The 23,443-nt window shown below is 36.0% G+C and carries 18 protein-coding genes; all 18 read left to right on the forward strand.

Going from position 1 to position 23,443, the window contains the following annotated elements:
* The first annotated feature begins 52 nt into the window (after positions 1-52).
* The 18 genes from BW929_RS07025 to BW929_RS07110 all read left to right on the forward strand — a co-directional run bounded on the left by BW929_RS07025 (position 53) and on the right by BW929_RS07110 (position 23,329).
* Positions 53-1,054: a LacI family DNA-binding transcriptional regulator gene (locus BW929_RS07025; RefSeq protein ID WP_076544665.1), complete on the forward strand. Its 1,002-nt coding sequence runs from the start codon at positions 53-55 to the stop codon at positions 1,052-1,054.
* 205 nt (positions 1,055-1,259) lie between these two features.
* Positions 1,260-2,579 carry an ABC transporter substrate-binding protein gene (locus BW929_RS07030; RefSeq protein ID WP_084566120.1) on the forward strand — a complete coding sequence of 440 codons (1,320 nt, stop codon included), beginning with the start codon at positions 1,260-1,262 and terminating at the stop codon, positions 2,577-2,579.
* A gap of 90 nt (positions 2,580-2,669) precedes the next feature.
* A complete protein-coding gene (locus BW929_RS07035; RefSeq protein ID WP_076544666.1) occupies positions 2,670-3,536 on the forward strand; it encodes a carbohydrate ABC transporter permease in 867 nt (288 codons plus the stop codon).
* On the forward strand, positions 3,530-4,372 hold the full coding sequence (locus tag BW929_RS07040) for a carbohydrate ABC transporter permease (RefSeq protein WP_076544667.1): 843 nt from the start codon (positions 3,530-3,532) through the stop codon (positions 4,370-4,372). The genes BW929_RS07035 and BW929_RS07040 overlap by 7 nt, the downstream gene beginning before the upstream one ends.
* Positions 4,373-4,405: 33 nt before the next feature.
* Positions 4,406-6,223, forward strand: coding sequence for a hypothetical protein (locus tag BW929_RS07045; protein ID WP_076544668.1), 1,818 nt, complete (start codon positions 4,406-4,408; stop codon positions 6,221-6,223).
* A 13-nt stretch (positions 6,224-6,236) separates the two neighbouring features.
* Positions 6,237-7,583, forward strand: coding sequence for a glycosyltransferase family 4 protein (locus BW929_RS07050; protein ID WP_076544669.1), 1,347 nt, complete (start codon positions 6,237-6,239; stop codon positions 7,581-7,583).
* 23 nt (positions 7,584-7,606) lie between these two features.
* On the forward strand, positions 7,607-9,352 hold the full coding sequence (locus tag BW929_RS07055; protein WP_076544670.1) for an alpha-amylase family glycosyl hydrolase: 1,746 nt from the start codon (positions 7,607-7,609) through the stop codon (positions 9,350-9,352).
* Positions 9,353-9,533: 181 nt separating this feature from the next.
* Positions 9,534-10,508: a D-2-hydroxyacid dehydrogenase gene (locus BW929_RS07060; protein WP_076544671.1), complete on the forward strand. Its 975-nt coding sequence runs from the start codon at positions 9,534-9,536 to the stop codon at positions 10,506-10,508.
* A gap of 62 nt (positions 10,509-10,570) precedes the next feature.
* Complete coding sequence (locus tag BW929_RS07065) at positions 10,571-11,698, forward strand: glycerate kinase family protein (RefSeq protein ID WP_076544672.1); 1,128 nt, start codon at positions 10,571-10,573, stop codon at positions 11,696-11,698.
* A 259-nt stretch (positions 11,699-11,957) separates the two neighbouring features.
* Positions 11,958-13,229: an MFS transporter gene (locus BW929_RS07070; RefSeq protein ID WP_234978072.1), complete on the forward strand. Its 1,272-nt coding sequence runs from the start codon at positions 11,958-11,960 to the stop codon at positions 13,227-13,229.
* 45 nt (positions 13,230-13,274) lie between these two features.
* Positions 13,275-14,651, forward strand: coding sequence for an MATE family efflux transporter (locus BW929_RS07075; protein ID WP_076544674.1), 1,377 nt, complete (start codon positions 13,275-13,277; stop codon positions 14,649-14,651).
* 103 nt (positions 14,652-14,754) lie between these two features.
* Positions 14,755-15,816 (forward strand): LacI family DNA-binding transcriptional regulator, encoded by a 1,062-nt coding sequence (locus BW929_RS07080; protein ID WP_076544675.1) that lies wholly within the window; start codon positions 14,755-14,757, stop codon positions 15,814-15,816.
* On the forward strand, positions 15,797-16,051 hold the full coding sequence (locus BW929_RS15620; protein ID WP_076544676.1) for a substrate-binding domain-containing protein: 255 nt from the start codon (positions 15,797-15,799) through the stop codon (positions 16,049-16,051). Before BW929_RS07080 ends, BW929_RS15620 begins: the two co-directional genes overlap by 20 nt.
* Before the next feature lie 39 nt (positions 16,052-16,090).
* Positions 16,091-18,040, forward strand: coding sequence for a glycoside hydrolase family 127 protein (locus BW929_RS07090; RefSeq protein ID WP_084566121.1), 1,950 nt, complete (start codon positions 16,091-16,093; stop codon positions 18,038-18,040).
* A 124-nt stretch (positions 18,041-18,164) separates the two neighbouring features.
* Positions 18,165-20,213 carry a glycoside hydrolase family 31 protein gene (locus BW929_RS07095; protein WP_076544677.1) on the forward strand — a complete coding sequence of 683 codons (2,049 nt, stop codon included), beginning with the start codon at positions 18,165-18,167 and terminating at the stop codon, positions 20,211-20,213.
* A 107-nt stretch (positions 20,214-20,320) separates the two neighbouring features.
* Positions 20,321-21,541, forward strand: a complete 1,221-nt coding sequence (locus BW929_RS07100) for an ABC transporter substrate-binding protein (protein WP_076544678.1) — start codon at positions 20,321-20,323, stop codon at positions 21,539-21,541.
* Positions 21,542-21,608: 67 nt separating this feature from the next.
* Positions 21,609-22,502: a carbohydrate ABC transporter permease gene (locus BW929_RS07105; RefSeq protein ID WP_084566122.1), complete on the forward strand. Its 894-nt coding sequence runs from the start codon at positions 21,609-21,611 to the stop codon at positions 22,500-22,502.
* 2 nt (positions 22,503-22,504) lie between these two features.
* Entirely contained in the window at positions 22,505-23,329 is an 825-nt protein-coding gene (locus tag BW929_RS07110) for a carbohydrate ABC transporter permease (RefSeq protein ID WP_084566123.1), read from the forward strand.
* The last annotated feature ends 114 nt before the right edge of the window (positions 23,330-23,443 follow it).

Below are 23,443 nucleotides of genomic sequence, written 5' to 3' on the forward strand. Positions count from 1 at the left end.
ATTGGAAAAATAATTTTTTGTAATTATTAAATTTTTAAATGGGGTTTTAAAGATGGCTGTTACATTAAAAGATATTGCGGAAAAAGTAGGAGTAACTGAATCAACAGTATCTAGAGTTTTAAATGGAATACCTAAGGCCAGCAAAGAGACAAGAGAAGAGATTTTTAGAGTTGCAGCAGAACTTGGATATAAACCAAATCAGATTGCCCGCAGTCTGGTGACTAAAAAAACACATACCATTGGTTTGATTATCAGTGATCTCTCTAACACCTATTTCGCTAGGGTTGCCAGCGGCATCGAAAAAATTGCCAGCAAATATGATTACAGCCTGATTATTTCGACAACCGGGGGAGATGAGAAAGAAGAATTAAAGTACATAAATTTATTGAAAGAAAAACAGGTTGATGGAATTTTATTTGCCAGCGGGCGGATGCCGGCAAGCTGTAAAAATCTTTTAAAAGAAACTGAAATACCAACAGTAGTTGTAGCTCGTGAAGTAGAAGAAGATTTACCTTCTGTTCATATTGATAATATTAAAGAATCTTATAATGCTGTAAAATATTTAATTAATTCTGGTCATCATAATATAGCAATGATCAGTGGTAATAAAGATGATAAAGAATCAGGATTTTATCGAATTCAGGGATATAAACAGGCTTTAAAAGATAATGGTTTAAAAATAAGAGATGATCTAATAGTAGAAGGAGATTTTAAGCTTCAGAGTGGTATTGAGGCGATGGAAGAAATTTTAAAAAGCGACTATTCAATAACGGCTGTTTTTGCAGCCAGTGATCAGATGGGAGTTGGCGCAATTAAGGCCATCAAAAAAGCCGGTCTAAAAGTTCCAGATGATATTTCTGTTATTGGCTTTGATAATAATATTATTTCTCTTGCCAGTGACCCAGAATTAACTACTGTTTCTCAGCCGGAAGAAGAACTGGGCTGGCATTCGATGGAAATGTTATATCAGGTTATGGAAGGAAGAGATTTAAAAGAGAGAAAGATTTATTTACCATGTGAAATAATAGAAAGAGAGTCCGTGAGAAATATTTGATTTCTTAAATAATTAAAGCTTTTTAATTAAGGCTTTAAATTATAGTTCAGCATAAAAAAAGAGTTTTTTTACTCAATTGGTCAAACGATTGACCGACATATTGTGACAATTATTTTGGAGGTGATAATTTAGAATTATGGTAAGTTTTATTTTAAGGGGATGAAGTTTAAATTAAATTATTTAAAAATTCTTAGGAGGGCTAAAATTGCAAAAAAAGACTATTGTTAAAATTTCACTGATGGTGGTATTATTACTTGTGTTTACAGGAAACACTTTTGCTCAGACAACTTTTGAGTACTGGACAACTCAAACAGAGGAAAATAGAGTTGAAGTAATTAATCAGTTAATCGACCGTTTTGAAGCCCAGCAGGATGAATATAAGGTTGAGCTGGTAACAGTTCAGGAAAATGATATACCAACTAAACTGGCTGCTGGAATGGCAGCAGGTCGACTACCTCAGATGATTGAGGTGGGAGCTGAGAATATTCTTAAACTTGGTGCGGAAGGTATGCTTGATACTGAAGCGGTTAACGATGTTGTTAGCGATATTGGTGAAGATGATATTTACGATGGCGCTCTGAAAATGCTGGCAAGTCCTGAAGGCGGTTATTTTGGTGTTCCTCTCCATGGCTGGGTTCAGGGAATCTGGTATCGTGAAGATCTATTTGAAGAAAAGGGTCTGGAAGCACCAACAACCTGGGATAATATTATCAAGGCAGCAAAAGCGTTTCATAATCCAGAAGAACAAAAGTATGGAATTGTAATTGGTACAGATAAAGATTCCTATGCTAGACAGACCTTTACTCAGTATGCACTATCAAATAATGCGCGTATCTTTGATAAAGATGGTAATATAATTTTTAATTCTCCAGAAATGGTAGAGACTCTTGATTATTATAAACGTTTAGCAGAATTCACACCTCCAGGACCTAATGGCTGGCGTGACGCGCGTGACCTTTACTTAGCTGGTAGAGTTCCAATGATGATGTATTCAACCTACATTATGGATGATATTGGTCTGGGAGCGACCGGCTACGAAGGTGAACAGGGAGAAATGCTTAAAAATTTAGTAGATAAAACTAACTTTGCTAACACAATGAAGCATAAGTCTGATGCAGTATTTGGTCAGATTGCAGGCTTTACCTTTATTAAATCTGAAGATCAGAAAAAAGTTGAAGGAGCTAAAGCCTTTGCAGAATTCGTATTATCAGGTGAAAATTATATTGATTTTCTCCATATGGCTCCAGGTGGTATGAATGCAGTCCGTCCTTCTATCGCTAACGATCCAAAGTATTTAGATCATGAACTTTTAAAGGTATGGGGAGATAAGTCTGCTCGTATAGCCAGTGGTTTAAACAGTATAGGTAAATTTGGTTATGTAGGTGGAAAGGTGTTCCCTGAAATTGGGAATATTACAAGTCAGTTTATTGTAGGTCAGACAATTATGAAGATGACAGAAAGTGGCTGGACAGCAGAAGAAGCAGCTGAATGGGGTCAAAAAGAGATGGAAGATGCCCTAGAATAACTTCTGTCAAAAAAATAATTGATTTTAGCTTAAACTTAATCAACCCTGCTGGTTTCAAACCAGCAGGGTTGAAAATTAAAGGAGGCAGTTATGGAGATTAAAACAGATCAGGAAGCAAAACTTGGCTACTGGCTGATCCTGCCAACAGTATTAGCAATTGGTGGATTAATACTTTATCCGGTAATCTATAATCTTTGGTTGAGTTTACATAAAGTTAATATGAATCCAACTCAACCAAATACATTTATAGGGATAAAACACTTTATTGAAATTTTAACTGATGTTGATTTCTGGACAGCTTTTAGAACTTCTATACTTTTTACTTCTACTACTGTTGTGGGTACAACCTTACTTGGTTTAGGAGTAGCAATTTTATTAAATAGAAAATTTCCGGGGAGATCTCTAATTAGAGGAATAATTTTACTACCATATGTAACTCCCGTAATCTCAGCAGCATTTGGCTGGAAGTATTTATTTAATCCTGTTTTTGGAATGTTTAATTATATTATGGTTGATGTTTTAAGTTTGATGCCCCAGCATATTAACTGGATTGAATCACCGCGCTATGCAATCTTTGCAGTAATAATTTTTAATATCTGGCGCAACTTTCCTTTTGCCTTTTTGATGATTTTAGCAGAATTGCAGTCAATTTCAGGAACTTTATATGAGGCAGCTGAAGTTGATGGAGCAACAGGCTGGCAGAAATTTAAACATATCACTCTACCAGAACTTAAATTTGTCATTGGAGCTTTAGTAATCTTACGTACTATCTGGAATTTTTATAAGTTTTCAGAGATTTATCTCTTATCATCTTCAGTAGAGGTTTTACCAGTTTATATTTACGAAAAGGCTTTTGCTACCTATAGTTTTGGTGAAGCAGCAGCTATTTCCGCAATCTTATTTGTCTTTGTTTTTGGTTTCATCCTCTTTTATGTAAGGAAGGTGTTAGAATGGTAGGAAAAGATAGCTTGAGAAGTAAGATAATATTTGTCGTATTACTGATGCTAGTACTGGCTTTTGTTTTAATACCTTTTGTAACAATGATCAGTTCATCCTTTAAGCCAAATCAGGAGCAGACCCAGTTACCACCTAAAATTATTCCTGATAATCCGACGCTGGAACACTATCAGGGTGTCTTAAATCCAGATATTTTTCCATTTTTGAATTACTTTAAAAATAGTTTAATTGTTGCCTTCTTTTCAGCTGGAATCGGGGTAGTGATTTCAATTTTTGGTTCATACAGTTTTGCCAGACTTGAATATACAGGCCGCTCAGTTATTCAACGCGGTGTTTTAATGGTCTACATGTTTGGTGGAGTTCTACTGGTTATTCCTTTATTTCAGATGATCAGTAAACTAGGGCTTTTTGATACCAGAACTTCGCTGGTCATTACCTACGTTGTTCAGACTCTGCCTGTTTCCTTATATATGCTGGGAAATTATTTTAGAACAGTACCTGAAAGTATAGAAGAAGCAGCAATTATTGACGGCTGCAGCAGACTGGAGGTAATATTTAGGATAGTTTTACCACTTTCAGCTCCAGCTATAGTTTCAGTCTTTATTTACGCCTTTATGATTGCCTGGAATGAGTATCTATTTGCTTCAGTCTTTATCAACTCCAGCAGCTTAAGAACACTGCCGCTCGGTTTAAATCAGCTCTTCTATACACAGCATTATGTCTGGGGTAGAATGATGGCTGCATCTGTGCTGACAGCTATTCCGGTAATTATTTTATTCCTCTCAGTTGAGAGATTTATTACAGGTGGCTTAACCTTTGGTGGAGTTAAAGAGTAAATTATAATTTTTAAAGCAGGGAGGACTGAGGTTTTGTTTAAAAAATTAAATCAAAAAATCATTGATCATTACCTTGAATCTGTTCCCCAAAATGATTTGCAGCAGCTGTTGAGCAGTATTTTAAAAGATAAAGTTGAGAACAGTGATTTAACTGAGGATTATAAAAAAATAGCTGACTTTTATCAAAAAAGCAGAAAGAGGGCTGGAGCAGAAAAAGAGAAATTTCTCGAAAGGCTGGATTCTGAAAATCTTAAACTCGATGAAATCAGTTCTTTAGAGCTGGCTGAGGCCTTTTTTCCTGAACACAAACTCAATTATTCTCAAAAAACAATTGAAAATCTCAGGGAGCAGAGGAAGTTAAAAATAAATAAATTAAATGATAATCAGATTGAAGATCCTTTTGCTGAAATTTTATTTGCTTCCAATATTCTCTTAACAATGCCTGCTGATTTTAATAAAGTTAATCCGACTTTAAGAGAAAAATTGAATGAGTCTGAAAAACAGCAATATTTTTATGACCATCCGATACCTCTGGATATTGATGATCAAAAAAATGAAATTATCTATGGACTTAAACATTTAAATCAGGCAGTTAAAGCTGAGACAGATCAAAGGCTTGACCTTCTTTTATCTATTTCTGTTACCCATCCTTCAATTAATAAGATTGCAAGGGAATATATTGAGTCCAAGTTAGAAAATATTGAGCTTGAGCACTTAAATATCTATCTCTTTACTGAAAATGAAAGTGAAAAGCTGCTGGAAGAGTTTATACTTCCTTTTATAAGTGATGGAATAAAGGCTTCAGATCTTAAAAGTACAGTGGGAGCTGCCGGCAGCTACGGACGCCATTATTCATTTTTAAAGGCGGTGGCCCTCTGGTGGCAGAAATATATTAATTCCGATTTAAAAGCTACTTTTAAAATTGATCTGGACCAGGTTTTTGACCAGCAGAAGCTGAAAGAAGAAACAGGCCATTATGCCTTTGAAAATTTCAAATCTCCTCTCTGGGGAGCCCGGGCAGTTGACAGTCAGGGAAGAAGAGTTGAGCTTGGAATGATTGCCGGTCAGCTCGTCAATGACAGTGATATTGAAAAATCAATTTATGAGCTGGATATCAAAAGACCGAAAGCTGAGCTTAAATATGATCAGTATATTTTCTTTAAAGCAAAGCCCCAGTATATTTCTACTGCAGCTGAAATGGGGTATAGAGCAGATTCTAAAATTGATACAATTTTACGCTACCATGTCACCGGTGGTACTAATGGTATTTTGATTAAAGCTCTAAAAAAATATAAGCCCTTCTGTCCGACTTTTATCGGCAGAGCTGAGGACCAGGCCTATCTGCTTTCAGTTTTGTTTGAAGAGCATGATTCATCCTATTTGAGGTATTATCATCAGGATGGTCTGATTATGAGGCACGATAAAAAGAGTTTTATCGGAACAGAGATTAAAAACTCTAAAATTTCAAAGCTGATAGGTGATTATGAGCGGATTATAATTTTTTCTCATTATGTTAGGAATATTTTAAATGATTATCAGCGGCTGAGGGAAGAATTATTTCCCTTTACAGCAGCTTTTATCAGTCAGATTCCGGTTTTATTAATTTATTACCGCTCAATTTTAAAAGCTTATCAGCTGGCTGAGAGTGATGAAAATCAGGCTCTTGATTTTTTAACTGAGCTGACAGAGAGACTTGAGGATATTTATAATAAAGTTGACCAAAATTATTATCAGCAGAGATTTTTGCTGGAGAAAAAAGTCTGGAATGAATATTATCAGATTTTAGATGATGAAAAAGTTGAAGATCAAAAATTATTGGATGGTTTTACAACTAGAATAAAAATTAAGTAATGGAGGTTTGATAATGAAAATAGCTCTGGCACATTTTCGCACAGGTCAGACTGATGGAGTGTCTCTGGAGATGGATAAGTGGCGCCATGTTTTAGAAAAAAATGGCCACGAGGTAGTTTATATCTCTGGTACTCCAGAAGCTGAAATATATATTGAAGAATTATTTTATAAAGATAAAAAAAATCTAAAATTTGTAGATAATGCCTATCGTAAATTAGAGGATTATAATAATGAGAGAGAATTTAAAGCTGCAGTAAAAAAAGAGGCAGCAGTGATTGAAAAAAAACTGCAAAAAGAGATAAAAGAGGCAGGAATAGAGCTTTTAATTCCCAATAACATTTTTTCTCTGGGCTGGAACCTTCCGGCTGCAATTGCCTTTAAAAATGTAATTGAAAATCTCGGTTTAAATACAATCGCCCACCACCACGATTTTTACTGGGAGCGAGAACTTTATTCCAATCCTGTCTGCAGTTTTGTAGATGATTTATTGGAAGAGTATTTTCCTCCCCGGATTGAAGAGATAGAGCATGTGGTGATTAATAAAATTGCTCAGAGAGAGCTGGAAAAAAGAAAAGGACTTAATTCTAAAGTTGTGCCCAATGTTTTTGACTTTAGCGGGCCTCTCTGGCAGGAAGATCAATACAATAGTGATTTAAGAGCAGAACTTGGAATTAAGGAAGATGACATAGTAGTTCTCCACGCTACAAGAATTGCTGAGCGGAAGGCAATTGAGCTCGCGATAGAGTTTACTGCCAAACTACAGAATGAAGAACTAGCAGGTACCTTATATGATGGGCGCAGCTTTTCTGATGAAAATAGAGTTGTTTTTTTACTGCCGGGATTAACAGAAGGTAATGAAGAGTATGTAGATTTTTTAGATGAATATGCTGCAAAAGATAATGTTGAGTTGATATGGGCGGGCGAATTATTTGCTCACCAGCGACAAAAAGAAAATGGTAAAAAGATTTATTCTCTCTGGGACAGTTACGTAATCTCAGATTTAATTACTTATACCAGCATTAAGGAAGGCTGGGGTAATCAGCTTTTAGAAGCATTATTTGCCAAAAAGCCGGTAGTTATTTTAGAATATCCGGTCTTTAAAAGCGATATTAAAGAACATAATTTAAAGCTGGCTTCACTCGGTGGAGATTATCAGCGCCGAGAAGACGGCTATATTAAAATTGAAACAGAGAATTATGAGCCTGCACTTAAAGAGGTATTAAAATATTTAAAATCCGGTGATTACAGAAAAAAGGCAGTTGACGAGAACTTTGAAACTGCAGCTAAAAACTTTTCTTACCAGAGATTAGAAGAATTATTAAAAGAACTGCTTGAGCAGCTCAATATAGATAAGAGTTAAAAAATGAAATTGGAGTGATATTGATGGTTTTTGAAATTCCAAAATCAAAAAAGGAAATATTGAAAAAGAAATTAAAATTTATTTATGATCAGGAGACAGCAGAAGAATTTTACCCTGAATTAGAATCATTTATTCATGATTTTGCCGAAAAACATCCAGAGTTGAGAGAGAAGAATAAAAATGCGGCCAGACTGAGTGAAAAAGACAGTGTAGTCATCTGTTATGGAGATCATATTCAGGCAGAAGATGAGAACCCACTGCAGAGCTTAAATAATTTTTTTGAAAATCACTTAAAAGAAAGTATCAGTACAGTTCATATTTTGCCATTTTTCCCTTATTCATCTGATGACGGTTTTTCGGTTATTGATTATAAGGAGGTCAATCCTGACTTTGGTCAGTGGTCAGATGTAGAAGATATTAGAGAAAACTTTTCTTTAATGTTTGATGCTGTAATTAACCACATTTCTGCAGAGAGTGAGTGGTTTAAAAAGTATAAAAAACAGCAGGGTAAATATCAGGATTATTTCATTGAGGCAGATCCAGAACTTGATTATTCTGATGTAACAAGGCCGAGAGCCAAACCGCTTTTAACTGAGGTGGAAACAGCTGCGGGTAAAAAACACGTCTGGACAACCTTTAGTCCGGATCAGATTGACCTTAATTATGAGTCAACAGATTTAATGCTTGATATTATAGAAGTACTTTTATTTTATGCTGCTCAGGGAGCAGAGATAATTCGCCTGGATGCTATTGCTTATCTCTGGAAGGAGATTGGAACAAGTTGTATTCACCTCCCTGAAACTCATAAAGTGATTCAGTTATTTAAAGAGATTTTTAAGCTTGTGGCCCCGGAGACATTAATTTTAACGGAGACTAATGTTCCTCATGAGGAAAATATAAGTTATTTTGGTAATGGTGTTGATGAAGCAGATATGGTCTATAATTTCACCCTGCCTCCACTTGTGCTTTACAGCTTTTTAAAAGGAGATTCGACAAAGCTGACTGAATGGGCTAATTCATTAGAGGAATTGGATCAGGGCAATTACTTTTTCAATTTCCTGGCCTCACATGATGGTGTAGGTTTAAGACCTGTTGAAGGTATTTTAAGTGAAAAAGAGATTGAAAAAGTAGTAGATAAAGTCAAGGCCAAAGGTGGTCTCGTTTCTTATAAGACTAACTCTGATGGTTCAAAGAGTCCCTATGAGTTAAATGTGACTTATGTAGATGCAGTTAGAGATAAAGAAAAGGACTTAAAGACTCAGGTAGCTCAGTTTATGGCTTCCCAGTCAATTATGCTTTCCATGCAGGGAGTTCCAGGTATTTATCTCCATTCTCTACTCGGTTCTGAAAACTATCAAGAGGGTGTAGAAGAAAGTGGAGCCAATAGAAGAATCAATAGAGAGAAACTGGATAGAGATCAACTTTTAGCAGAGTTAAATGAGAAAGGTTCTTTTAGAAAAAAGGTCTTTGATCAATATAGAAAGCTTTTACAGATTAGAAAGAGTAATCAGGCCTTTTCTCCAGCAGCTCAGCAGGAAATTTTCAATTTAGATAGCAGAATTTTTGCACTGCAGAGGGGGGAAGGCAGTGAGAAGATTACAGCATTAACTAATCTTTCTGCTGAAGAAGTGGAAGTTAAACTACCGGGAGAAATTTTTGTTGATTCTAAACAATGCTTAAATGATCTAATATCTGGTCAGGAATATGAATTGAAAAAAGAGCAGGTCGAAATCACTTTAGAACCTTACCAGATCTCCTGGCTTAAATAATTAAATAACATTTTCAATTTAATAAACCTCCTTAAGCTGGCCCTGCTGAAAAGTAGGGCTTTAACTTTGCTTTTAGAACTGGCTGTTGTATAATTAAAGCAGTTAAATTTAAGCTTTTTAAAAAGAGGAGTAATTGACTGAGAAAGATTTATGTTAAAGAAATAAAAGGGAGGAATTTATTATGAAAATAGTAGTTTTAGATGGCTATGCCTTAAACCCGGGTGATCTAAGCTGGGAAGGCATCAAAGAAATGGGAGATGTTGAAATTTACGAGCGGACATCAGCAGCAAAGATCTTAAAAAGAGCCGAAGGAGCAGAGGTGCTGCTGACAAATAAAACCCCCTTAAGCAGGGAGACAATTAAGGCCCTGCCTGAACTTAAATATGTAGGAGTACTGGCCACCGGTTATAATGTGGTTGATATTAAAGCTGCAGCTGAAAATAATATTGTGGTTACTAATGTTCCAACATATGGAACAAATGCAGTTGCTCAGTTTGTGATGGCTCTGCTTTTAGAAGTCTGCCATCATGTTGGTGAGCATAATCGAGCTGTTAAAAATGGGGCCTGGACTGAAGCAGATGATTTCTGTTTCTGGAATTATCCTTTAATTGAGCTGCAGGATAAGACGCTGGGGATAATTGGTTTTGGCAGTATTGGTCAGAAGACTGCAGAGCTTGCTTCAGCTTTTGGAATGAAGATTTTGTCTTATGATAGGAGTCCGGAGAAAAAAATTAATAATCCTGAAATTAAAACTGAGGAGATAGAATTTGTGGATTTAATGGATCTTTATAGAAGAGCTGATGTAATTAGCCTTCACTGTCCCCAAAGCAAAGAGACTGAGGGGATGATAAATAAATTTAGTATTGCTCAGATGAAAGAAGGTGTAATTATTATCAATACTTCTCGGGGAGGATTAATAGTGGAATCCGATCTGGCAGCTGCTCTGGAAACAGGGAAGGTTAAAACTGCTGCTGTAGATGTGCTTTCTACTGAACCCCCGGCAGCATCAAATTCGCTTTTAAATTCTGATAGAACAATTATTACTCCTCATATTGCCTGGGCTTCTCAAGAAGCAAGACAGCGATTAATGAATACAGTTTTGGAGAATCTTAAAAGTTTTTTAGAAGGAAATGTGATTAATCAGGTTAATGGATAAATAAATTAGTTAATTTATTTAAGTTTGATTATATTTTTTATTTTAAAATGGAGGCGATATATTTGAAAATTCTTGTAGCACCTGATTCATTTAAAGGTTCATTAACTGCAATGGAAGCAGCTGAAAATATAGAAAGAGGAATATTAAAGGCTGATTCTGAAATAGAAGTTGACTTACTGCCAATGGCAGATGGAGGAGAGGGAACAGTTCAGTCTCTGGTTGATGCGACTGAGGGGAAAATTATAGAAAAAGAGGTAACTGGACCACTTGGAAATAAAGTTGAGGCTTTTTACGGACTGCTGGGGGATGGCAAAACTGCTGTGATTGAAATGGCAGCTGCCTCAGGCCTTCCTTTAGTTCCTGAGGGAAAGAAGAATCCCTTAAAAACAACTACCTATGGAACAGGAGAGTTAATTGCCTCAGCGCTGGAGCATGGTGTTAAAAAAATAATCATTGGCATTGGTGGCAGTGCTACTAATGATGCCGGGGTCGGGATGGCCCAGGCTTTAGGAGCAGAAATCTTGGATGCCCAGGGTAAAGAAATTGGCTTTGGCGGCGGCAATTTAGATCAGATAGCAGAGATTAATTTAGAAAATTTAGATTCCAGATTAGATGATATCGAAATCCTGGTGGCCTGTGATGTAGATAATCCACTTTTCGGTGAAAATGGCGCCGCCTATGTTTATGCTCCGCAGAAAGGAGCAGATAAAGAGATGGTGGAAAAACTTGATCAAAATTTACGTTATTTTAATCAAATTGCAATTAAGGAATTAAATAAAGATCCAAATCAGATTTCGGGAGCTGGAGCAGCTGGTGGCCTGGGAGCAGGGCTTGTAGTTTTTTTAGATGCAGAACTAAAAGCAGGAGTAAATATTATCCTTGATATTATTGATTTTGAGAGCAAATTAAAAGGAGTAGACTTAGTGCTTACAGGAGAAGGAATGTTGGATGGTCAAAGTATTTATGGCAAAACTCCTGTTGGGGTTTCTAGAACTGCAGCTAAAAAAGGGATTCCAGTTGTTGCTGTAGCTGGGACCTTAGGAGATGGAGTAGAAAAAGTTTTAGAACACGGAATTAAATCTTATTTTTCTATTATTGATCGACCGGCTGATTTAAAAGAAATTGTAGAAAGAAGCCCCGAGCTTTTAGCTAATTTAAGTGAACAAATAATTAGAACTATTAAGCTTTAGAACATTAAATAATATAATAATTTAAGTTTAGAAAATGAATTTATTTTGATGATTTTTTGATGATTGGAGTATATAAAATATTTATAATTTATAATTAATTTAATTTATAATTATTTTGGATTTATTAAAGGTATTTTAATAATTCTCTAGTATTATATAAGTAAGGTGTATTTATTAAAAACTTAAATTAATACTGGAAAGGAGATATTGGGTTCACATAATCTATTAAGTGCCCGGTACCTAAAAGATGTTGAATAACTTGATTAGAAAAATCAAAGCAAATGATTCCTATAAAATAATTGCAGAATTTTCATTTCTGCAATTTTTCTTCTGGAGCACCTGGGCCATCTACGGTGCTTATTTAGTTTATTATCTAACAGATTTAGGTTACAGCAATATGAGAATTGGAACTCTGATGTCGATTAGGACCTTTATGGGTTTAATTGGCCCTCCAATTGTTGGATATTTATGTGACCGTCTGGAAAGCAGAAAAATTGTTTTTTTGATTTCCATGTTTTTAATGGCGGTTTTTGTAACCCCTCTAACTTTTTATGGTGATTTTATGCTTGCAATTTCTATAGGAGTAGTTGGTTTTCTCTGGGAGCCTCAGCAGTCAGTTTTAGATAGCTGGATTTTAGAAACTTCTGCTCATACTGCTCATAATTATGGTTTTATGAGGGCCTGGGGTTCGATTGGTTTTGCAATCATTGTAACAGTTTTTGGTCAGATAATAGAACGATTTGGCTGGCGCATTCATTTTTTAAGTTATGGAGTAGTTGTTTTTATAGTAATTTTAATTGCTTTGAGTATTAAAGATAAAAGTTATAGTGGTCTTAATCAAAAAGATGATAATTCAATAAAAAATTCGCAAAAAGAATCTGAGGCTAAAAAATTAAATTTGGAAGCAGCTAAGGAGACTCCAGCTGAAGTTAATGAAAAGAATATCTTGCGGCTGTTTAAAAATCCCGATTATATTTTTATTCTTTTAATTACTTTGCTAATCTTTATTCCAAACCAGATGCTTTTTGTCTATCTGGCACCGATTATTAAATCTGTTGGTGGTAATTCTACGGATTTAGGATATACTCTCTTTTTTAATGCTTTAAGTGAGGCCCCTATTTTTTTTGTGGCTAAATATTTTTTAGAAAAGTATAAAACCAACTCATTACTTTTATTTTCAGCTTTCTTTTATTTAATTAGATTTATAATTGCTGCTTTAGCCAGTTCTCCAGTTTACTTCTTATTTTTTGGGATGCTGCAGTCGCTTTCCTTTGGAGTTTTTCTGGTAACAGTTCGCTATTATGTAAAACTGGTAGCACCAGCAGCACTAAAGACAACAGCTCAGAGCATTGCTATGATGTCTGCTTTTGGAGCAGCGGGTATTATTGGCAGTCTTTTAGGTGGCTATTTAATTGATAATTTTGGAATGTCAGTAATGTTTAAAGTAGGAATAGTCCTGGCTTCTGCAGCAGTTTTAATTCTTGCCTTGGTAGTTTTTAGAGATAATAAGGGTCTGGAAAACAGAGCTTAAAATATTTTATTGACTTTAATAAGAATATAAGACAGGTGATATATTATGAAAAAAGTAAAACAGAATAAAACAAATAATAGAGAAGCAATTTTAAATGGTTCAATACCTAAAACACTCTTTAAGTTATCCTGGCCAATTATGGTTGGTAATACAATGCAGGTGCTTTATAACCTGGCAGATACATTCTGGGTCGGAAAACTGGGAGCGGATTCGGTAGCAGCTATTTCTGTAGGTTTTCCCTTAGTTTTTTTATTAATTTCAATCGGTGGTGGAATGACTATTGCAGGGACTACCTTAGTAGCTCAGTATACCGGCTCTGATGATAAGGAAATGGCTGATCATGTAGCCGGTCAAATTTTTACTCTTGTAATTTTTCTATCAATTATATTTGGAACAACTGGATTTATTTTTGATAGAACAATTCTCGGCTGGATAGGAGCGCCTGCAAATATTATGGCTGATGCAGTTTCCTATCTGGATATTATTTTTGCCGGTGTTTCGTTTATGTTTATCTTTTTTGTTTTTACAGCGCTTTTAAGGGGAGTTGGAGATACAAAAACTCCTATGAAAATGATGATTTTTTCAACTGTTTTCAATATAATTCTTGATCCCTTTATAATTCTAGGATGGGGATTTTTTCCCCAGATGGGAGTGCGCGGTGCAGCAATAGCTACAGTTTTATCAAGAGCCTTAGCCGGCCTTTATGGAGTCTATCTATTATTTGAAGGTAAAAAAGGTATTAAACTCCGGGCCAAAAATTTAGTTCCTGATTTTGAAGTTCAAAAAAAGATCATAAAATTGGGAACACCTTCGGCAGCAGAGCAGTCAATTATTGCTCTGGGAATGACTTTTTTAATGGGTATAGTATCTGAGTTTGGAACTCTGGCGGTTGCTGCTTATGGAATTGGAAACAGGATTTTATCGGTAGTAATGATGCCGATGCGGGGACTCTCCATGGCCACTACAACTATGGTAGGGCAGACAATGGGTGCTGATAACGCCGATAGGGCTGAAAAGATTGCCTGGACATCTGTTGGTCTAACTTTTGGACTAATGACAGCATTAATTTTAATTACTCAATTTTTTCCGGCTCAAATCATTTCAGTATTTAATAATAATCCAGAAGTAGTTAAAATTGGAGTTGCGTTTCTCAAAATTGTAGGTTTATCTTTTGGCTTCTTAGGAGTTAGAATAGTAATTGGGGGCTCATTTAGAGGAGCAGGTAATACAGTGGCAGCAATGGTACTGGCAGTGGTTGCTCTCTGGGGTTTTAGAGTTCCTCTAGCCAGACTTTTATCCGAATATTTTCAGTTTGGAACCAGTGGTATCTGGTGGGGAATGTTTCTTTCCAATTTCTTAAGTGCAATTATTGGTGCTGTCTGGTTTAAAAGAGGTAAGTGGAAAGAGGAAAAGGCTATTTAATTCAAAAAAATTAGACAAATTCCTTAATTTAAGAAGGAATTTGTCTTTTTATGGTGAATATAAATAATGAGATACGTGTTTCATTTAGGAAAGGCTGATATTTATGAAAATGAAAAATATAACCATTTCAGATATAGCAGAAAAACTCAATTTATCTCGCAGCACCATAGATAGAGTAATAAATAATAGAGGGAGTGTAGCTCCCGAAACTAAGAGAAAAATTTTAGATTATATAGAAAAAATAAATTATAAGCCCAATCGGGCAGCAAAACATCTTTCTAAAAGAACAAGTTGTACAATTGGGATTTCTTATTATCTTCCTGAGAATTTTGCAGCTCAGATTAGAAAAGGTATTAATGATGTTTATAATGAGTTGCAGGCATATGGACTTAATTTAATTATTAAAGAGGCCGGTTCAGCTGAAGAACAGGAAAAACAGATTAAGCAAATGCAAACCGAAATAGATGGATTGATTGTAGCTCCCTGGAATCCCAAAAATTTAACTGAGTTAATTAATGAATTTATTGAGCAGGATCTTCCTGTAGTAACCTTTAATCGTGATGCACCTGAGAGTAAGCGCCTATTTTATTTTGGCTGTGATTATTTTAAAGCAGGGAGAATTTCGGGAGAAATAATTGAAAAAATAACTTCTAAACCGGGCAAGATAGCAATTATTAGTAATGAAGATGATTTAGTTGGTAAAAAACGGGTTGAAGGTTTTTATAGTATTTTAAAAGAAAGTTCTATTCACAAAATAATTGGTCCTTATACTATTTATGATCACTTTGGCATTAGTGATTCCTATACTGATAAAGATATTGATTACATTAAAAAAATTATTGAAGATAATCCAGATCTTAAAGCATTTTATGTAGTAAATCAGAGTTTATATTTGGTTGCCAAAGTAGTTAAGGAAATGGGCAAAAAAGATCAGATAAATGTAATTGGCTTTGATCTTTTTGATAAATTTATTCCTTTTATTAATGAAGATGTAATTGAAGCAGTAATCTGTCAGGAACCCTACAGCCAGGGTTATTTTCCGGTTCGAATTCTTTTTGAGATGCTGGCAGAAGATAGAGAAATAGAGAAATCAGAATATATAACCAGACTGGAAGTTGTGATGAGAGAAAATCTGAAATATTATAATGATTATCATTATTTATAAATTTTTAAGTATTTTGAAACACGTAACTCATTTCTATTTGAGTATATTGACACACGTAACTCATTTTAAGCAGATAAAACCAGCTTTAACAACTATGAAGGTCAGAAAAGTTGAAATGGGTAAAGAGGCAGCAAATTTATTATTTAATAAATTAAATGGTAATGAAAGAACTTATCCTGTTAAAATTACTGTGCCCACCAAACTTATGCTTAGGGATTCAACAATAAAAGTTTAAAGTGTTTTTGTGTTTCGAAATAGAAGAAAGGAGTATAGAATGAGCAAAAAAAATTTAAAAGCAGTTGATTTAAAAAGAGTAAAATTAATATCAGGATTGTTGGCTCAGAAAAATAAGCTGGTGCGGAAAGAAGTAATTCCCTATCAGTGGCAGGCTTTAAATGATGAGCTTCCTGATACTGAACCCAGCCATGCAATTGAGAATTTTAGAATTGCGGCTGGCCGTTCGGAAGGTGAATTTCACGGGATGGTTTTTCAGGACAGTGATGTGGCAAAATGGCTGGAAGCAGTTGCCTATCAGCTGACAGTTAATCCTGATCCTGAGCTGGAAAAGAGAGCAGACGAAGTTATTGATCTGATTGGAGAGGCCCAGCAGGATGATGGTTATTTAAATACATATTTTATTGTTAAAGAGCCTGAGATGAAGTGGAAGAATCTGGCTGAATGTCATGAACTCTACTGTGCCGGTCATCTGATTGAAGCTGCAGTAGCCTATTATAAAGCAACCGGGAAAGATAAGCTGCTGAAGATAATGCAGAAAAATGCTGATTTAATTGACAGCATATTCGGTCTGGAAGCTGATAAACTAAAGGGTTATCCCGGCCACCAGGAAATCGAGCTGGCATTAATTAAATTATTTAATGTTACTGGTGAAGAAAGATACAGAGATTTAGCCAAATATTTTATTGATCAGAGAGGTCAAGAACCATTTTACTTTGAAAAAGAGTGGGAAGAGCGAGGAAAAGTAAACCACTGGCCTGATTTTAAGCAGAATACAGAACGCGAATATTATCAGGCACATGCTCCGGTTAGAGAGCAAAATGCTGCAGCCGGTCATGCAGTCAGAGCACTCTATATGTACAGCGGAATGGCAGATACTGCCAGAGTAAGTGGAGATCAGAGTTTAATTGAAGCTTGCAGAAGGCTATGGAGTAATACCACTAAAAAGCAGATGTATATTACAGGGGGAACTGGTTCAACAGTTCACGGAGAGGCCTTTACTATTGATTATGATCTGCCCAATGATACAGCTTATACAGAAACCTGTGCAGCAGTGGCATTAGTCTTTTTTGCTCAGAGAATGCTGCATTTAGAAAAAAAGGGTGAATATGCAGATGTAATGGAGCGCGCCCTATATAATGGCGCTTTAAGTGGGATGTCAGAAGATGGCAGGAGATTCTTTTATGTTAATCCTCTTGAAGTAAAACCTGAGGTAGCTAAAAATAGGAATGATCACCGCCATGTTAAGACTGTAAGGCAGAAATGGTTTGGCTGTGCCTGCTGTCCTCCAAATCTGGCCCGCCTCCTGACTTCAATTGGCAGCTATATATATTCTCAAAATGAGGAAGAACTTTATGTTAATCTTTATAGTGACAGTCAAGCTAAGGTGGAATTTGGTGGTCAGGAAATAGAAATTATTCAAAATACTAATTATCCCTGGGAGGAAGAGGTAGAGATAGAGCTTAAAGCAGAACAAGCGGCAGAATTTACTTTAGCTTTAAGAATTCCCGGCTGGTGCAGAAAAGCAGCCTTACAGCTTAATGGGAAAAATATTAATATAACAGAACATCTGGAGGATGGATATCTGAGATTAAAGCGGAGCTGGCAGAATGATAAGCTAAAATTAATTCTCAAAATGCCAGTTGAAAAAGTTTATGCTAATCCCGAAATAAAAGAAGATCTTAATAAAGCTGCACTTCAGAGAGGTCCTATAGTTTATACTTTTGAAGAAGTGGATAACGGTAAAAATTTAGCTGCTTTAACATTTGCAAGAGAGGCAAAATTAAAAGCTGAATTTGAAAAAGACCTGCTGGGGGGAGTAACTACCATAAAAACCAGGGCTAAAAAAGTAGATAGTTTAGGCTGGGAAGGAGATCTTTACAGCACCCAAAAACCTGGAAGCAGAGAAGTTGAAGTTAAAGCTGTACCCTATTACAGCTGGAACAACAGAGGAGAAGGAGAAATGGCTGTCTGGTTAAATTCTAATTAATTAAAATAATTATTAAAAACGAGTAATATGAGATTAATTATTTATTATAAAAAACCACTCAGAAAGGGGGGTTTTTGAGTTAAAAATTCTGAAAATATAAGCAATTCAAAAAAGGGGGAGCGCAATGTTCAAGCAAGAAGGAGATAAACTATTATACTTATATGACAACGAAAAAGTAATGGTTGAAGCCTGGGGTAAAGATTCGCTGAGAGTTCGAGTTACTCATAACAGTGATTTTACCGAGAATGACTGGGCTCTACTTCCACAAAAATCAGCTGAAGTAGAAATCGAAATTGTAGAAAATGCTAAAGCAAATAAAGATGAACTATTAGAGATGAATCTTGAAGAAGATAAAAACTATGCCAGAATAAGCAATGGGAAAATAACAGCGATTTTTAATTCAGCCGGAGTTTTAACTTTTAAAAATCAAAAAGGAGAAACTTTAGTTCAGGAAAACTGGCAGCGGCGCAAAGATGATCCAAGTATGTCTCTGGAAATAAGCGGCCGGGAAATGAAGGCTGTAGAAGGAGAAAACTATCGGGCAGTTTTCCGCTTTAAAGCTGATGATAACGAAAAAATTTATGGAATGGGACAGTACCAGCATAACTATTTGAATCAAAAAGGCTGTACCCTTGAGTTAGCTCACCGCAACTCACAGGCCTCAGTCCCTTTTATGCTTTCAAATAAAGGTTATGGTTTTCTCTGGAACAATCCAGCAATTGGTTCTGTTACCTTTGCCAAGAATGGAACAGAGTGGCTGGCCAAAAGCACCAAACAGGTAGATTACTGGATAACTGCCGGTGATACACCGGCTGAAATTGAAGAAAATTATGCAGATGTAAGCGGTAAAGTGCCGATGATGCCTGATTATGGAATGGGGTTCTGGCAGTGTAAGCTGAGATACCGCACTCAGGAAGAAGTTATGGAGGTCGCCCGCAAACATAAAGATTTAGGTCTGCCGATGGATGTAATTGTTGTTGACTTTTTCCACTGGACTCAGCAGGGAGAATATAAATTTGATCCTGACTGCTGGCCTGATCCCGAAGCAATGATTGAAGAATTAGAAGAAATGGGGATCAAAGTGATGGTTTCTGTCTGGCCAACTGTTGATTATAGAAGTGAAAATTTTGCTGAAATGATGGAAAAAGGATATTTAGTTAGAACAGAGCGTGGGGTTAGAGTTACCATGCAGATGTTTGGTCAGGAAGTGTTTTTTGATCCTACAAATCCTGAAGCAAGAAAATTTGTCTGGAATAAAATTAAGCAAAATTACTGGGACAAAGGTGTAAATATCTTCTGGCTTGATGAAGCAGAACCCGAATATACAGAATATGATTTTGATAATTACCGCTATTATCTGGGCTCAAATCTTGAAGTTGGCAATATTTATCCTGTTAAATATGCCAAAACCTTTTATGATGGAATGAGAGCAGAGGGAATGGAAAACCCGCTTAATCTGCTCCGCTGTGCCTGGGCTGGAAGTCAGCGTTATGGAGCTTTAGTCTGGTCTGGAGATATTGACTCTACTTTTAATTCACTGCAGCGTCAGCTGCGGGCAGGTCTTTCAATGGGAATTGCCGGTATTCCCTGGGTAACTACTGATATCGGTGGATTTCAGGGAGCAAATATAAATGACGAAGACTTTAAAAAACTGCTGATCCGCTGGTTTGAATTTGGCTGTTTTAGTCCGGTCTTTAGACTGCACGGCTATCGGATGCCAGGCAGTGACTTTGAAAATGATATGATCTCAGGCATTGGAAAGCTGGGAAGTGGAGCCGAAAATGAGGTCTGGAGTTATGGTGAAAAGTATTTTGAAATTATGAAAAAATACCTTTTCCTAAGAGAAAGAATCAAACCATATATTGCTGAACAGATGGAAGCAGCCCACAGGGATGGAACCCCGGTTATTAGACCGCTTTTTTATGATTTTCCTGATGATCAGAGAAGCTGGGATATTGATGATCAGTATCTCTTTGGCCCTGATCTTCTGGTAGCACCTGTTATTGAAGAAGAAAAATATCAGCGTCAGGTATATTTACCTGAAGGAGCAGTCTGGAAAAATGCCTGGAGCGAAGAAGAATTTAAAGGTGGCCAGGTGGTAACAGTTAAGGCGGAATTGGATACTATTCCATTATTTTTGAAAAATGATGCAGATTTACCGATAAAAGAATAATTCTTATAGTAAAGTACTGGCTATAATTTAGAATAATAAAATAGGAGGTGAAAATGTAGTTACAGTTGGCTCTGATTATAAGTTAAAAAATTCTAGGAGGTAAAAAAATGCAAAAACGTTCAGTTTTATTAGTTAGTTTAATTTCAATATTATTGGTTCTGAGTATTTCTACAGCTGTAATGGCTCAGACAACTGTTACTGTCTGGCACTATTTTGCTCCAGGAACAAATGCCCTGCGTTGGGCTGTTGATAAGTGGAATGGAAGCCATGAAGATATAAAAATTGAACACAGATATATACCATTTGCAGATTTTAAGCGTGAGGTGACTAAAGCGATTACAACCAATACAGTCCCGGATATTATTTTTGTTGATAATCCTGACCATGCTCAATATGCTGCTATGGGTGCTTTTGCAGATATTACTGAATATGTTGAGGATTGGGGACAGGCAGACCTCTATTTTGATGGTCCCTGGAATTCAACAATGTATGAAGGCCGCAACTACGGAATACCACAAAATAGTAATACAATTGTCTTATTCTATAATAAAGATATGGTAAAAGCAGCCGGTTTAGAAGGGCCACCAGAAACCTGGGCAGACTTTAGAGAGTATGCAGAAAAGTTGACTGATAAAGAAGCAAATGTAAGAGGACTATCAATGTGTGCCCGCAAAGCAGAAGATGGAGTATTTCAGTTCCTGCCTTATTTACAGATGGCCGGAGCAGATATTTATAGTCTTGATACTCCAGAAGCAGCAGATGGTTTAAGATTATTAGCTGATATGTATCAAAATGGCTGGATGACTCCTGAATCAATTAACTTTGATCAATCCAGTGCCATGGGAGTTTTTGCCAGTCAGAATGCTGCAATGACAATGACAGGTCCCTGGGATTTAGGTCAGCTGGAAGATGTAGATTTTGATTGGGGTGTTGCACTACTTCCTTATAAAGAAGATGTTGGGATTAGAGCATCTGCGCTTGGTGGAGAAAACTTTGCCATTATGAGTGGTGCTAAACATGTCGAAGAAGCCTGGGAGTTTATTAAGTGGACTCAGCGTAGGGATTTTGTCGAGCAAATGTATATTGAAGGTGGTAGATTACCTTCCAGAAGTGATGTGGCAGAAGAGTCAACCTACTGGACAGATGATCCAGTTCAGAGTAAGTTCCTAGAACAATTGGAATATGCTAAAGCAAGAGGTCCACATCCAAAATGGCCGCAGATTTCAAACGAGATTCAGATAGCAATGCAGAAAGCATTAACCGGTCAGGCAACTCCAGAAGAAGCATTAGCAGAGGCTGCAGAAAATCTAAAATCAATACTTGAATAAAATATCATATCAGGGCCCTGGATTTGTACCAGGGCCTAATTTAGAAAAAGGAAGGAGTAGAGTCTAAATGAATTTTAAAAATTGGATGCGTAAAAAAGGTTATTTATATGTTTTTTTAGCACCCTCTATTATTTTTATGGGTATATTTACAGCCTATCCAATTATCTATAACTTTATTATAAGTCTTCAGGATGTAAATGTAATGACTTTAGCCAGACCGGACAAAGAATTTGTTGGTTTAGAAAACTATATTAATATAATTACTGATTCCACTTTCCTGGTAGTTTTTAAAAATTCAGTAATTTTTACTCTGGGAAGTGTTTTTTTTCAGTTTATAATTGGTTTTGCGTTAGCTATGTTTTTAGTTAAAAATTTTCCTTTAAATAATTTTGTCAGAGGTTTTATTGTAGTTGGCTGGGTTATACCACCAGTGGTTGTGGGTACTGTCTGGAAGTGGTTATTAAATACTGATTTTGGTCTAATTAATTATTTTCTTTCTCAATTTCATCTGCTGACTAATAATATTAGCTGGCTTACTAATCCTGATATGGCAATGATCGGAATCTTAATTGCAAATATCTGGCTGGGGATCCCCTTTAATATGATGCTTTTAATCGGTGGTTTAACTGGTCTGCCCCAGACTGTTTTTGAGGCGGCAGAAATTGATGGAGCCAACTGGTTTCAAAAGTTATTTTTTCTGACTATTCCGATGCTCAGACAGACAATTTCTGCTACTCTGATGCTGGGAATTATTTATACTTTTAAAGTTTTTGCTCTTATCTGGGTTATGACAGGTGGAGGGCCTGTAAATGCTACTAATGTATTGCCAACCTGGTCCTATCAACTTTCTTTTGACTTTTTCAACTTCAGTCAGGGAGCGGTAGTTGCCAATTTAATGTTTTTAATTATGCTTGTGTTTTCAATCGTTTATATTAATTATATAGCAGGGAAGGAAGATTAATAATGAAAAAATTAATGAATAATAAATATCTCTATTCAGTGATTGCAATTTTAATTTTAATACTTTATTTTGCTCCCCTGTACTGGATGTTTGTTTCGGGTTTTAAACCTCCACAGGATTTGTTTGAATATCCGCCAAAACTGATACCGACGAACATAACATTTGAGCCTCTGCAGAGAGTTTTTGCAGCAGGAGTCTTAAGATATTTGAGAAATAGTTTTATAATTGCTGGTTCTTCAATGATTTTTACAATGATTGTTGCTTCTTTTGGTGCTTATGCAATTGCAAGGCTAAAAGCTCGCTGGGCTAATTGGATTTTGCTGTTTTTCCTGGTGGCTCAGATGTTACCACCAGTTTTAATGGCAACTCCTTTATTTATAATTTTTTACAATATGGGGCTGACAAATACTTATCTAGCAGTGATTCTGGCAAATTCAACCCTGGCAGTACCTTTTGCTGTAATCATGCTGAGAACTGTATTTTTACAGGTGCCGAAAGACCTTGAAGAAGCTGCTATGATTGATGGCTGCACCAGATTTCAGACTGTAATTAAAATTACTTTTCCTGTTGCTAAAAGTGGAATGGTAGTAGTTTCAGTATTTTCTTTCATTTTTGCCTTTGGAGATTTTATTTATGCACTTTCAATGATGAATCAGGAACATATGCAGCCGGCAACTGTAGGCTTATATAACTTTATGGGTTCCCAGGCCATTCAGTGGAACAGTGTAATGTCTTTTGCCTCACTGACTGCACTGCCATTAATAATTATTTTTATTGTACTGCAGAAAAGAATTGTGCAGGGACTTTCTGCTGGTGCATTTAAATAATAGACTGGTCTGTAGAGAAAAATAATTTAACTTTTTATGAGTTTTGATTTGATAATTCGGTTAGTTGGTAATTTTAGTTAATTGTAAAAATGACAATATTAACTTAGAAATGGA

The organism is Halanaerobium kushneri (assembly GCF_900156285.1).
Taxonomy (GTDB): domain Bacteria; phylum Bacillota; class Halanaerobiia; order Halanaerobiales; family Halanaerobiaceae; genus Halanaerobium; species Halanaerobium kushneri.